The following is a 12731-nucleotide window of genomic DNA, read 5'->3' as shown; positions in this document are numbered from 1 at the left end:
CGCCCGAAGTACGAAACATTCTGCCCCTGGCCAGGTATGACGGGGATGGCTGACCGGGGTTACTGGCAGGCTTCACAGCTTTCCGGGTTGGCCAGCGAACAGGCCAGCGCCGCATCGTCCGATGGGGTGGGTTGTGGCGCGCCGGGGCCATTCCCGCCCGTACCGGCCGCGGTCGGCGCGACGGTTGCCTTGGCAATGGTCGTTGCCGGACGCGAGCGCAGGTAGTAGGTCGTTTTGAGGCCCTTCTTCCAAGCGTACATGTACATCGAAGACAGCTTGCCGATGCTGGGCGATTCCATAAACAGGTTGAGTGACTGGGACTGGTCAATGTAGGCCCCCCGTGCGGCAGCCATATCAATGAGCGCCCGCATGGGCAGTTCCCAAGCCGTGCGGTACAGCCGCCGGAGGTCTTCGGGAATCGCGGCAATGCCCTGAATGGAGCCATCGGCCAGCTTGATCTGGGTACGGATGTCTTCGTTCCACAGCCCCAGCCGCTTGAGGTCTTCCACAAGGTAGCGGTTGATTTGCAGGAAGTCGCCCGAAAGCGTCTCGCGTTTGAAGAGATTGGACACTTGTGGCTCGATGGCTTCGTAGCAGCCGCAGATTGAGGCAATGGTGGCCGTTGGCGCAATGGCGATGAGCAGGCTGTTGCGCAGTCCCGTCGCCCGGATGCGCTCGCGCAGGGCCTTCCAGCGTTCGGGATCGGGCGGCGTAACGCCCCACAGATCGAATTGCAGAATGCCCTGGGCCGCGCGGGTTTCAGGAAAGGCCGGGTGCGGGCCATGCACTTCGGCCAGGTCACAGGACGCCGCCAGCGCGTGGTAATAGACCTCTTCCTGGATGCGGGTGGAGAGTTCCAGCGCTTCGGGCGAATCAAACGGCAGGCGGAGCTGAAAGAACACATCCTGCAGGCCCATCAGTCCCAATCCGATGGGCCGCCACCGGCGGTTGGATGCGGCGGTGGAGGGGATGGGGTAGAAGTTGATGTCAATGACGCGGTCAAGTTGGCGAACCGCGATGCGGACGTTGCGCGCCAGCTTCTCGAAGTCAAACCGGCCGTCCGTGACATGCCGGGCGAGGTTGAGCGAGCCGAGATTGCACACAGCGGTTTCGGTCGGGGAAGTGACTTCGATGATTTCCGTGCAGAGGTTGGACAGATGCACGACCCGGCCAGGCTGGGCCGTCTGGTTGCACTTGCGGTTGGCCGCGTCCTTGAAGGTCATCCAGCCGTTGCCGGTCTGCGCCAGCGTCCGCATCATCCGCTGGTAGAGGTCACGGGCGCGTATCTGGCGGGTGTAGAGTTTTTCGCTTTCGGCCTTGAGGTACGCCGCCTCAAACTCCTCGCCATAGAGGTCGGGCAGGTGCGGCACGAGCTTGGGGTCAAACAGTGACCACGGGCCGTCTTCCTCAACGCGCTTCATGAAGAGGTCGGGAATCCAGTTGGCCAGATTGAGGTTGTAGGTACGGCGAGCTTCATCCCCCGTGTTGTCACGCAGTTCGAGGAAGTCTTCGATGTCGGCGTGCCAGGGTTCGAGATAGACGCAGCAGGCCCCCTTGCGCTTTCCGCCCTGATTGACGGCTGCGACCGAGGAATCCAACGTTTTGAGCCACGGGACAATGCCGTTGGAGTGCCCGTTCGTGCCCCGGATGAGCGACCCTTTCGACCGGACGCGGTGATAGGCCAGCCCGATGCCGCCGGCAAACTTCGACAGCAGCGCCACATCCGTATATTTCTGGTAAATCGCCGCCAGGTCATCTTCCGGCGAGTCGAGCAGGAAACAGGAAGAAAGCTGCTCGTGGCGCGTGCCGGCATTGAACAGCGTCGGGGTGCTGGCCATGTATTCCAGCGAGGACAGCAACTGATACAGCTCAATGGCTTCGGCCACCGTTTGCGCCAGCCCGCTGGCCACGCGCAGGAAGAAATACTGGGGCGTCTCAAGGACCGCGCGCGAGGTGGGATGCTTGAGCAGGTAGCGGTCATAGACGGTGCGCAGACCGAAGTATTCAAACGCCTGATCGCGCTCGTCGCAGATGGCTTCGTCGAGCTTGCGCCGGTTCTCGCTGACGAAGTTGCGAACGCGGTCATTGATGAGACCGAGGTCGTAACCGGCAGTGATGGATTGCGAAAAGGAATAAATGTTCTGGTTGCGGACTTCCTTGTGAATGTAGGTCGCCAGCAACCGGGCCGCGAGGCGGGAATACTCCGGCTCCTCGACGATGAGCGAGGCGGCCGTGTTGATGGAAAGCTGGTCAAGTTCGGCCGTAGTGGCCCCATCGTACAGTCCACCGATGGTCTTGGTCGCCACCCGGTAGGCGTCTATATTCGTCAGCCCGGTACAGCACCGTCCGACGGCGCGGATGATCTTGTTGACATCCACCGGCTCGTAGCTGCCATTGCGTTTTCTGACACGCATGCTCGAAGGAATGCTCTCGGTTTGGCGGGCAGCAGCGGATTCGTTCATGGCAGTGACTTCTTTATCTGTAAGCAGGGACAACAAGGGCAGTGAGTGCGTCAACGTGCATGGGCGGAAACGCCACAGGTATCGTCGTCGAACCCCGGTGCGCCGTCTTGTCCCCGTGAAGGATTGCCTTGTCGGTTATTTGAGTTCACCGGGCAACCTGCCCGGTGAACGAGCGCGATTGTGGGCTGGCCGCGGCGGATTTGTCAAGGCGTCCGATACAAGATGTTGTGGCTTTTGCCCGTAAACCTACCATCCGTCGTAAGTTAAACCGTGCGTAAGGCCCCGCCGTCGCCCGGAACCCGGGCGAACCCTGGAGGCAAATCCTGGGCTGGACGGACGTCGCCCCACGAGCGCCAAGCTTCAGCGGGTCAGGGCGCGGGCGCGCAGGGCCGCATGCAGGGCAAGCACCTGCTGGCGGGTTGGCTCGAACCCTTCCGAGGTGTCGATCTCGAAGTCGGCGTAGCGCCGTTTTTCTTCGGAAGGCATCTGGGCAGCGATGCGCTGGGCGGCTTCCTCACGACTGAGACCATTGCGCGCCATCAGGCGGGCGAGCTGGATTTCGGGGCGGCACCAGACGACCACTACCACGTCAAAGCGCCGGTAGCCGCCGGATTCAATGAGCAGCGCCGCATCCACGACGGCAATGCCCTGTGGGTCACGGGCTTCGACTTCGCGCAGCAGGCGGTCCTGTTCGGCGTGGACGCGCGGATGCACGATGGCATTGAGCCGGGACCGCGCTTCGGCGTCGGCAAACACCAGGCGACCGAGTTTGGCGCGGTCCAGCGTGCCGTCGGCGGCCAGTACGTCCGGGCCAAAGGCGTCCACGATGTCGTTCAACGCCGGCATGCCGGGCTGCACAACGGCCCGGGCAATGTCGTCGGCATCGAAAACATGGCAGCCCAGTTCGCGCAGGAGAGCGGAAACATAGGATTTGCCCACGGCGATGCCGCCTGTAAGTCCGACGCGAAGCATAGGGCTACCTTGCCGGGACGGTTTGCGGGAGGGTTCAGTTGATGCCCATCAGCATGTCGGCGGCCTGCTGGTAGGAGGCAAAGACGCAATCGGCTGCGGCGTTTCCGCCACAGATGAGCGCCACCGGGCACTCGTACTTGCTTATTGGGACGCCGCCATCCAGCAGGGCGGCCACCACGGCGGCCCCAGCCGGCTCGACAATCTGGTTACATTCCGCCCACAGCCACCGCATCGCCTGGACCATCTGGCGGTCATCAATGAGGTGCACCGTATCCACATACTGGCGCGTGACGCCGAAGGTCAAATCACTCACACTGCGGGGGGCCAGCGTATCAGCAATGGTACGCACCTGTTGGACGCCCGTCCGGCAGCCGGCCGCCAGGCTTTTGCTCATGGAAGGCGCGCCGACCGGCTCGACGCCGATGATGGTCACGCCGGGCTTTTTCTGGCGGATGGCTGCCGATGCGCCAGCAATCAGCCCGCCGCCGCCGACGGCCACCAGCAGGCAGTCCATGTCGGGCAGGTCTTCGAGCATCTCCAGTCCGACGGTGCCCTGTCCTTCGACGACCGAAACGCCGTCGAAAGCCGGGACGTACGCCAGACCTTCCGCCGCAGCATGTTCGAGCGCCCTGGCGTTGGCATCGTCCCAGGCTTCGCCGTGCTTGATGACTTTGGCCCCGTAGCGCGCAATCCGCATGACGCGGTCTTCGCTGGCGCGTTCGGGCAGGTACACAATGGCCGGCACGTCGAGACGGTTGGCTGCATACGCCAGCGCCAGCCCGTGATTGCCGCCGGAGGCCGTAATCACGCCGCGCTGACGCTGGGACGGATCGAGCTGGAGCAGGGTGTTGAACACGCCACGCGCCTTGAACGAGCCGCTGACCTGCATGTTTTCGAGCTTGAAGTGAATGCGTGGGTGCACGTCACGGTGCACCAGGGGCATTGGCAGCATCGGGGTATGGCGGATGTAGGGGGCAATCCGCTCCCGCGCCGCCACGAAGGCTTCGAGGGGAATCGAGTACGACATAAAACGACTTGAGCCAAGGGTAAAATCAGTGCTAACCGCACTCAGTAGTGTCGGGCGTTTGGCCGCGACTGTCCAGTAAAATCTCTCTCCCGAAGACGACCGGGGGAGAAACCGCCGGGCGGCATGTCTGGCGACCACGATGCATGTCACGATGCACGTCAGGCGCGGGTGCGACTGCCTCGCGCCGGAAAGTCAGGAAATGATGTCCAGGCCAGAGAAGAATGGGAAGGTTGCCCAACCGTCACGCTATGCCTATCGGTTGACCATCGAGTACGACGGCTCACGGTATGCCGGATGGCAGGAACAGCGTCAGGTGCGTACGGTTGCCGGAGAGTTGCGCCGGGCATTGAGCGAAGTGCTTGGCGACCCGGCGCTTGACCTGGGCGGGGCCGGGCGGACGGATGCCGGTGTGCATGCGCTGGGGCAGGTTGCCCACCTGCGAACGGTAACGCGCTTGGACCCGGATGAACTGCGTCACCGGGTCAATGACGCGCTACCGAGCGATATTTGCGTTCTTGATGTCGCACCGGCCCCGCTGAGTTTTCACGCGCGGCACGACGCCATTGCGCGCTATTACCTCTACCAGATTGCGTTGCGGCGGATGGCCTTTGCAAAAAAGTACATCTGGTGGGTGCGGGACCGGCTCGATGTGGAAAAGATGCGCGCGGCAGCGGAAGTCCTGCGGGGTTTTCACGACTTCACGGCGTTTTCCCAGAAGGGCCCAGTTGACCACAGCCTGACGCGCGACGAGCGGGCCCGGACGGAATCAAAGCTCGTGGATGTGCATGAGCTGACCGTGAACCTGCGGCCGGGGATGATGGTCGTGCGGATTGGCGCGTCGCACTTTTTATGGCGGATGGTACGCCGGATTGTCGGGGCGCTGGTGGCCGTCGGCGCTGGAAAGCTGACGGTGGAGGACATCCGGCTGGCGCTGCGGCGGGCGCAGCCGAATGAGACCATCGCGCAGTTGACGGCCCCGGCTTCGGGCCTGTTTCTGGAAAAGGTGGAGTATCCGCGTGAGTTGGTTGACCCGCAGCCAGTGGATGTCCTGGCGCGGCTGGGACTGCCGGCCGAGCGGGAAGCAATGGTGCAGAAGTACCGGTCGGAGCCGAAACGCCGTTCACCGCCGCGGCCGGCGCGCCCCGGCCGCCCCTAGCTCCTGTCCGTCTGGTGGACAGCCTTGGCGGCGGTATAGCTGATGTTGAGATTTTTGCACCGATTCGTGCAGACTGAACCTCTTTCCGACCCCGTTGCGCGCCGTTGCCGCCTTCTGTCCCCCCGGAAGATTTGTCGGCAGCGGCGACGAAAATGCTGCGGCCGCAATAGTGACTTGTCGCCAGAGCAGAAACCGTTGGAGCCGAACATGAAGGCTACCTTCCCTCTGTGGAAATTGGACGTGCCGGCTGCCCTGGCGGCGCTCGTTGCCGGGGGACTGGGGCTTGGTCTCAATGCCTTCCCGCTATCTATCGGCAGTGATCTGCACTTCATCTTTGGTCCGATCTTTCCGCTCATCATCGCCTTGACTTTCGGCCCGTTATACGGAATGGTCGCGGCCCTGCTGGCCGGTCTTGCCACGGTGTGGCTGTGGGTCCACGGTCTGGCGCTGCCTTTTCTGGTGGCTCAGGCGTTTGTTGTCGGGTGGTGTGTCCGGCGCTGGAAGTGGCGGGCACTCTTTGCGGATGCCGTCTTCTGGGTTGGTATCTCGCCGCTGCTTTACTTCCTGCATGTCCGTTCCGGGGTGTACCCGGATGGCCTCGGCCCGGCTGTAGCCTTCAAGTATGTCGTCAATGGGTTGCTGTGCACGACCCTGGCCGATTCATCTCTTGGCTGGCCGGCATTCGGACGTCTGTTGGCACGGTATGGTGCCAGGCTGCCGGAAAACACCATGGCTGCCCGGCTGACACGGGTGCTCACTCTGGTGGCGGTTGTGCCGGCGTGTGCGCTGGCCGTCTGGTATGCCCACGCTGCATCGGACCAGCAGGAGCAGGAAGTACGTGCTGAGCTGACAACACAGACCAGGTTTGTGGCCAATGTGCTCAGTGACAAGCTCCTGGTAGCGCGGCAGGATGTGATCATACTTGCCAACCGGCTGTCCGAGATGCCAGACGACCCAGCCGCCGTCGCGCGTAGGTTGCAGCGTTATCACCAGCACGCTTTTCTGTTCGAGACACTTCTGGTGGCCGACACGGCCGGCAAGGTCATCGCCAGCAGTCCCGTGGTTTCCGAACCGCAGTTGAATGTTGCCGGCCATCCCTACCTGCAGGCGGCACTGTCCGGGCAAAACGTTGTGATTTCAGATGGTTTGCACTGTCCAGTCCCGGCGGGGAAGGACCCCTGCATAGCATTTGCCGCGCCGATTCGGTTGCTGGATGGCAGCGTGCGAGGCGTCGTCGAGGGGCGGATGACGACCACCCAACTCTCACGGCTGCTGTCGGGCAGTGTCGCCCATCGGGGTGAACCGTTCCACCTGGTCGTCCTGGACCGGCAGTCGCAGGTTCTGGCGACAAACCGCCCTGACCTTTTTCCACTGCTGGCCAAAACGAGGCTCTCCGACATTCGGGCGTATGACCGGGCGCTGTGGCTTCCGGTTCCTGCCTCCGGGCAAGAAGCCCGCTTCTGGGTCTGGCAGGAACGGGAGCCGGAGACCGGCTGGCAATGCTATGCCCTGGTCCCCTTCGCGGTTGTCCATCAGCGGGCGGCGACGGTGTTCATCCCGTTCCTGCTGGCTATTCCGTTTGTGTTGTTTGTGGTGGCGTGGGCGTCGGGTGTGACCGTCCGCCGGGTGATGCGACCGCTGGATGAGTTGACCGCCACGGCACGGGTGCTTGCCGCCGATCCAGAGCGGGCACCAGACATCCTGCCAGACAGCCCGAACGGGCAAACCCTGCCGGCGACGCAACTGCCGGCAGAGATTGCCCACCTGACGGAGGCTTTCCATGCCATGGCCAGACAGGTGGGAAAGACGATGTCCTACCTGCGCGCCACGAACATCGAGTTGGAAATTGCCCGGCAACGTCTGGAGGACGCGCGTGACAACCTGGAGCGTGAGCTGGCGGCGCGGACAGCCGAAATCGAACGCCGTGAAGAAGCGCGTCTGCGGTCGCAAAAGCTGGAGTTGCTGGGGCACCTCACCGGTGGCATCGCCCATAACTTCAACAATCTTCTGACCGTGATTCTCAGCTACAGCTCGCTTGAACTCAGCCGGCGTGCCCCCGATGATCCGGCGTGTAAGGGGCTTCAGTCTATCCGGCGGGCGGCCGAGCGCGGGCGCGATCTCGTCAAGCAGTTGATGGCGTACAGCCGCGCCAGCGAAGCCAGCGCCGCCCTGTGCTTCCCGCTGCACGATGCCCTGCGAACGGTGCAGGGGATGGTGGAACGGCTTTTCAACGAGGAGGTCGAACTGACCACAAACTTCGCCGCTGGCGAAGTCTTCGTGTACGCCATCCCACAGGAACTGGAGCAGGTTTTTCTCAACCTGCTGGTCAATGCCCGCGACGCCATGCCTAACGGAGGCACGATCAGTCTGGAAACCACCCTGGTAGCCGATACTGCGGCGGAAGCCGGCGGCGTGGTCTTTCCGGCCGGAAGCCGCCTGGAGGAGTTGCTGGCGGCGCAGCCGGTCGTCCGCATCTCCGTACGCGACACCGGAACCGGCATCCCGCCGGAAGTCATGGCGCGGCTGTGTGAGCCGTTCTTCACGACGAAGGAACAGCACAAGGGCACCGGACTTGGGCTTTCAACGGCCCTGGGGACGATCACTTCCGCCGGAGGGCTGCTGCGGGTTGAAAGCGAAGTCGGGAAGGGGACAGCCTTCCACGTGTACCTGCCGGTGGCTGAGCAGCCAGCCTCTGGCGTTCCAACCTCTGGCTCACATCGGTTGTCGTTCCTCAAGCCGTCGGCGCAGGCGCAGCGGGTGCTGGTCGTTGAGGATGACCCGGACGTGCGGGCGACCGTGGGGGCAGCGCTTCTGGCGGGTGGTTTTGCCGTTGTCGAAGCCAGAGACGGGCAGGCGGCCTGGAACATAATCCAGCAGCAGGCCGGGCGCTTCGATCTGGTTGTCACCGATGTCCGCATGCCGAACGTCAACGGCGTTCAGTTGGCTTCCTCCATCTGGGAGACTTATCCCGACCTGCCGGTGCTCTTCATTTCGGGCTACGCCGACAGGGATGACACCAGACAGAGCTTTGCCTTCCGGGATAACCTCATTTACAAGCCTTTCACGGCAACTGAAATTGTCGAAAAGGTCAAATCCATGATGGACAAAAACACCGCCGAGCAGCCAACGAAGGTTGGCTAGCTGTGTGCAACAGCTAGTGTGGAAGGGCCCTTTCGGTCTCGGTGGTGGGCATTGCCTGGGGCTGTGGCTTGCGCCGGTAGTCGCCACGGCTGAAATACTTCTCCAGCCAGACGTAACAGCAGATGAAGAAATACCGGCTGCCCATTTCCTTGATCTTGAGCTTGGCCAACCCCGTACGCCGGTTGCGCCAGGTAATGGGAATGACCGTCCAGGTGTAGCCCCGGACAATCGCCTTGAGCGGCAGTTCCACTGTCAGGTTGAAGTGCGGCGACAGAAAAGGCCGGCAGCCCTCGATGACTTCCCGCCGGTACGCCTTGAAAGCATTCGTGGTGTCGTTGAGCCGGATGCCAAACAGCAGCCGCAGAAATGTATTGGCCAGCCGGTTGAGCACCCACTTGATGGGTGGGTAGTCAATCGTTCCCCCGCCTTTGACGAAGCGGCTGCCAAAGACGCACTCATAGCCCCGGTTGAGTTCCCGCCAGTAGCGGACGACATCGCGGCAGTCATCCGATTCATCCGCCATCATGATGACGACCGCATCGCCCGTGACGTGCTCAAAACCAAAGGTGATGGCGCGCCCAAATCCGTGCTCACCCGTGTTCTGCAACGGACGCAGGGTGGGAATGTCGGCACAGGCCGCCTGCAGGACTTCCCACGTGGCGTCCGTACTGCCGTCGTCCACGACGATGATTTCGTGTGGAATCTGGTGCAGCCGCAGTTCAACGTACAGGTGCTCGACGGTCGAACGGATACACCCGGCTTCATCCCGCGCCGGAATGACAACGGACAGGCGCTTCAGGGGCGGCAGGTTCGGGTCGGGTGCAAACATGGCTAGTCCTCGGAAAGCCGCAGCCACTCTGGATGTTGCCGGGCATGCTCTGCAATTTCAGCAAAGATGGCTTCGCGTGTGTACGTCGGCCGCCAATCATAACGGGTCCGGGCCAGACTTGCATCCAGCACCAGCCAGCCGACGTCGAACGGCCGTGGCGTCAGGTCGGCCGTGACCTCGTGCGGGCCGAAGCGGTCGGCACACCAGGCACTAAGTTCCGCCAGAGAAAAGCTGCTGTCCATGCCGCCCCCGACGTTGACGACGCGCGGAAGTCCGGCGTCCTGTCCGGCGTTCATCTGCGCCACCAGCAGCGGAACGAGGTCGGCCGGGTGGAGGCAGTCGCGTACCTGGCGTCCACTGCCGCCAAAACCAATGTAGCGCAGCGGCCGCCGCGCCGCGTAGGCGCGAATCCAGAAGGAAACAATGCCCTGATCAGCCTTGCCGAACTGTTCCGCTCCGGCCATAACCCCACAGCGATTGATGAAGACCGGCAAACCAAACGCCGCGCCGTATTCGAGCGCCAGCACTTCCGACGCCAGCTTGGCGCTCCCATACAGCGACAGCGGTGGCGTCGTCGAAAAGGTTTCCGTAATGCCAGCCGGCGTGAGTCCGTCCGCACCGGCGTTTGGGTCAGGGACAAACCGGTTGGCCTGTTCGCGCAGCGGCAGGGCGCACAGGGCCGCGATGGAATAGACCCGGCTCGTGCCAAGCAGGATGAAGCCGGCGTTCCACCGGCGGGCCAGTTCGAGCAGGTTGAGCGTGCCGACAAGGTTGTGTTCGAGCAGTTGGCGGGCGCCGGTTTTGCCATCCACGCCGGCCAGCACACTGGGGTTGGCGGCCGCATCAATAATCCAGTCACAGGGGGGCAGTCCTTCCAGATCGCTGGGCAGGCGAATGTCGCCGTGCAGGAGTCGAAAGCCGGCCTCGCGCAGCCGTTGCCGGTTGATTTCGCTGCCGGGGCGCACGAGGTTGTCCAGTCCGACCAGTTCCACACCGGTCAGCCACTCGCGGAGCACACGGGCCACGACACTGCCGACAAAGCCGCACATGCCGGTAAGCAGAATCCGCATCAGCAGGTCTCCATTTGAAAATGAGCCGGGTGGCCAATAAGGTTGTGATGACGTGAGAACCATAACACTGAGCGAGGAACCTGCACGTGCCTGCTCCGGTTTGCCTGGTCACCGGCTCTTCGGGACTGATCGGTTCGGAAGTCGTCGAGTACTTTCACCGCCGTGGCTTTGTGGTGCACGGCATTGACAACAACCAGCGCGCCGTATTTTTCGGCCCGGCCGGCGACACCCGCTGGAACCAGCAGCGGTTGATGGCGACGCTGGCGCACTTTCATCACCACGAGCTGGACATCCGCGACCGGGCCGGTGTCGCGGCTCTGATTGCTGAGTTGCGCCCCAACGTCATTATCCACACGGCGGCGCAGCCCTCCCACGACCTGGCCGCGCGGGTGCCCTTTGATGACTTCGACGTGAACGCCGTCGGGACGCTCAACCTGCTCGAAGCAGCACGGCAGCACTGCCCGGAGTCGCCTTTCATCCACATGTCCACCAACAAGGTCTATGGCGATGGGCCGAACCATATCCCGCTGGTCGAACTTGAAACCCGGTGGGACTACGCCGACCCGGCCTACGCCCATGGCATTCCCGAAACGTTTTCCATTGACCACACGCTGCACTCCCTGTTTGGAGCCTCGAAGGTGGCGGCCGATGTGCTGGTGCAGGAATACGGACGCTATTTCGGTATGCCGACGGTCTGCCTGCGTGGTGGCTGCCTGACCGGCCCCAATCACGCTGGCGTCGAACTGCACGGGTTTCTGAGCTACCTCATCAAGTGCAATCTGGAAGAACGGGAATACAAAATCTACGGCTACAAGGGCAAGCAGGTGCGCGACAACATACACGCCGAAGATGTCGCGGCTTTTATGTTTGCCTTTTATGAGCGTCCACGGGCCGGGGCGGTCTATAACCTGGGCGGCGGCAGGGAAAATGCCTGCTCAATTCTGGAAGCCTTCCAGATGGTTGAGGCGCTGACCGGCAAGCCGCAGCGGTACACTTACGTTGACCAGGCGCGCATTGGCGATCACATCTGCTACTACAGCGATTTGCGAAGGATGAAAGCCGATTATCCGGGATGGAACATCGAGCATTCGCTTGCAGATATTTTCGCCGACATCGTCAAAGCCTGGGAGGTACGCCTCAAAGCCAACTCGTGACCTTTGCTCACACAAGGGAGCCGAAATCCGGGTATCTCTTCGCGCCAGGTGCGGAAGCGCCCACAGGTGTTCGGCGTTTTCGGTTGTAGCTGGATCTGCCTTGTGGCGGAAACACTGGCCGCGTATCAAACCTTGAAGCACAGCCTGTTGCTCCTGGTGGCCACCCATGGATGACATCATCGGCACAGCCAAATCCATCATCACCGAGGAAGTTGCACGGGCCGGATACCAGGTGGTGCGCATTCTGCTTTTTGGAAGCCGCGCACGCGGCGATGCCCGTCCTGATAGTGACTGGGACTTTTTTGTTATCACGGACCGGGAACCCCTGCGGGAAGAAAAACAGGCCATTGTCACGGCACTCAGCCTTCGGTTTGCTACACTTGGCTTCTATGCAGATGTCATCCTCCAGTCGGAAGCCGTGGTGCAGTCCCAAAAAGCAAACACTGGCTTTCTCACTTACTATGTGTTCAAAGAGGGCCGGCCAATATGAACGAGGATGCCGTGTTGCTCTGGGTGCGCCGGGCGGAAAGCGATCTCAAAATCGGCAAGGGTGAGCTGGCAACGGCAGACCCCGCCACAAACGCTATTTGCTTTCACATGCAACAGTGTGCCGAGAAGTATCTGAAGGCGTTTCTTGTCTTTCATGGGCACGAAGTCCCGCGCACCCACGATATTGCCTTTCTCGTGACTCGTTGCATCCAGATAGACCCTGAGTTTCAACCGCTTATCGAATGGGGTGCTCCAAACCTGACCACTTATGCCGTGGAGGGGCGCTACGATACACCAGCTTTCCCGGATGTGGAAGAAACCCGATGCGCTGTAGCTTTGACCGAGCAAATACGCAACTTTCTGCGCCAGAAACTCAGAGATGCAGGTTGTTCCTTCCTGTGAGTACCTGATGATCCGGCTGTGATGACAAG

Annotated in this window: 10 protein-coding genes; 5 read left to right on the top strand and 5 right to left on the bottom strand. The window is 62.0% G+C overall.

The annotated features are described in order from the left end of the window. Positions 1–59 precede the first annotated feature (59 nt). From CABTHER_RS14070 to CABTHER_RS14060, 3 genes are all read right to left on the bottom strand, one after another. Positions 60–2462: a ribonucleoside-diphosphate reductase subunit alpha gene (locus CABTHER_RS14070; RefSeq protein WP_014101343.1), complete on the bottom strand. Its 2403-nt coding sequence runs from the start codon at positions 2460–2462 to the stop codon at positions 60–62. Between the two features lie 360 nt (positions 2463–2822). Beyond that, positions 2823–3434 carry a dephospho-CoA kinase gene (gene coaE, locus CABTHER_RS14065; protein WP_014101342.1) on the bottom strand — a complete coding sequence of 204 codons (612 nt, stop codon included), beginning with the start codon at positions 3432–3434 and terminating at the stop codon, positions 2823–2825. 34 nt (positions 3435–3468) lie between these two features. Then, the gene (locus CABTHER_RS14060; RefSeq protein ID WP_014101341.1) at positions 3469–4461 is read right to left on the bottom strand and encodes a threonine ammonia-lyase; all 993 of its coding nucleotides are present in this window, start codon (positions 4459–4461) and stop codon (positions 3469–3471) included. A 199-nt stretch (positions 4462–4660) separates the two neighbouring features. Between CABTHER_RS14060 and truA the strand changes: the two genes are divergently transcribed. Continuing rightward, a complete protein-coding gene (truA, locus tag CABTHER_RS14055; RefSeq protein WP_049787546.1) occupies positions 4661–5617 on the top strand; it encodes a tRNA pseudouridine(38-40) synthase TruA in 957 nt (318 codons plus the stop codon). 207 nt (positions 5618–5824) lie between these two features. After that, positions 5825–8758 carry a response regulator gene (locus CABTHER_RS14050; RefSeq protein WP_014101339.1) on the top strand — a complete coding sequence of 978 codons (2934 nt, stop codon included), beginning with the start codon at positions 5825–5827 and terminating at the stop codon, positions 8756–8758. Positions 8759–8771: 13 nt separating this feature from the next. Here the strand turns inward: CABTHER_RS14050 and CABTHER_RS14045 are convergent, their stop codons facing one another. Together CABTHER_RS14045 and CABTHER_RS14040 are read right to left on the bottom strand one after the other, a co-directional pair. Beyond that, a complete protein-coding gene (locus CABTHER_RS14045) occupies positions 8772–9587 on the bottom strand; it encodes a glycosyltransferase family 2 protein (protein WP_014101338.1) in 816 nt (271 codons plus the stop codon). Positions 9588–9589: 2 nt separating this feature from the next. Further along, complete coding sequence (locus CABTHER_RS14040; protein WP_014101337.1) at positions 9590–10657, bottom strand: NAD-dependent epimerase/dehydratase family protein; 1068 nt, start codon at positions 10655–10657, stop codon at positions 9590–9592. A gap of 86 nt (positions 10658–10743) precedes the next feature. Between CABTHER_RS14040 and CABTHER_RS14035 the strand changes: the two genes are divergently transcribed. From CABTHER_RS14035 to CABTHER_RS14025, 3 genes are all read left to right on the top strand, one after another. Then, on the top strand, positions 10744–11811 hold the full coding sequence (locus CABTHER_RS14035; protein ID WP_014101336.1) for an NAD-dependent epimerase/dehydratase family protein: 1068 nt from the start codon (positions 10744–10746) through the stop codon (positions 11809–11811). Positions 11812–11977: 166 nt separating this feature from the next. Next, the gene (locus tag CABTHER_RS14030; protein ID WP_014101335.1) at positions 11978–12301 is read left to right on the top strand and encodes a nucleotidyltransferase domain-containing protein; all 324 of its coding nucleotides are present in this window, start codon (positions 11978–11980) and stop codon (positions 12299–12301) included. Then, positions 12298–12702, top strand: a complete 405-nt coding sequence (locus CABTHER_RS14025; RefSeq protein WP_014101334.1) for a HEPN domain-containing protein — start codon at positions 12298–12300, stop codon at positions 12700–12702. Before CABTHER_RS14030 ends, CABTHER_RS14025 begins: the two co-directional genes overlap by 4 nt. Positions 12703–12731: the final 29 nt, after the last annotated feature.

The organism is Chloracidobacterium thermophilum B (assembly GCF_000226295.1).
GTDB classification, from domain to species: domain Bacteria; phylum Acidobacteriota; class Blastocatellia; order Chloracidobacteriales; family Chloracidobacteriaceae; genus Chloracidobacterium; species Chloracidobacterium thermophilum.
Note: the sequence above shows the minus strand (reverse complement) of the source record. Positions and strands in the feature narration are given on the sequence as shown.

Excerpts from the sequence above, each read along its gene's own strand:
- CABTHER_RS14060 (WP_014101341.1), bottom strand. The coding sequence starts at position 4,461 with ATGTCGTACTCGATTCCCCTCGAAGCCTTCGTGGCGGCGCGGGAGCGG.
- CABTHER_RS14040 (WP_014101337.1), bottom strand. The coding sequence starts at position 10,657 with ATGCGGATTCTGCTTACCGGCATGTGCGGCTTTGTCGGCAGTGTCGTG.
- CABTHER_RS14030 (WP_014101335.1), top strand. The coding sequence starts at position 11,978 with ATGGATGACATCATCGGCACAGCCAAATCCATCATCACCGAGGAAGTT.
- CABTHER_RS14050 (WP_014101339.1), top strand. The coding sequence starts at position 5,825 with ATGAAGGCTACCTTCCCTCTGTGGAAATTGGACGTGCCGGCTGCCCTG.
- coaE (WP_014101342.1), bottom strand. The coding sequence starts at position 3,434 with ATGCTTCGCGTCGGACTTACAGGCGGCATCGCCGTGGGCAAATCCTAT.
- CABTHER_RS14025 (WP_014101334.1), top strand. The coding sequence starts at position 12,298 with ATGAACGAGGATGCCGTGTTGCTCTGGGTGCGCCGGGCGGAAAGCGAT.
- CABTHER_RS14070 (WP_014101343.1), bottom strand. The coding sequence starts at position 2,462 with ATGAACGAATCCGCTGCTGCCCGCCAAACCGAGAGCATTCCTTCGAGC.
- truA (WP_049787546.1), top strand. The coding sequence starts at position 4,661 with ATGATGTCCAGGCCAGAGAAGAATGGGAAGGTTGCCCAACCGTCACGC.
- CABTHER_RS14045 (WP_014101338.1), bottom strand. The coding sequence starts at position 9,587 with ATGTTTGCACCCGACCCGAACCTGCCGCCCCTGAAGCGCCTGTCCGTT.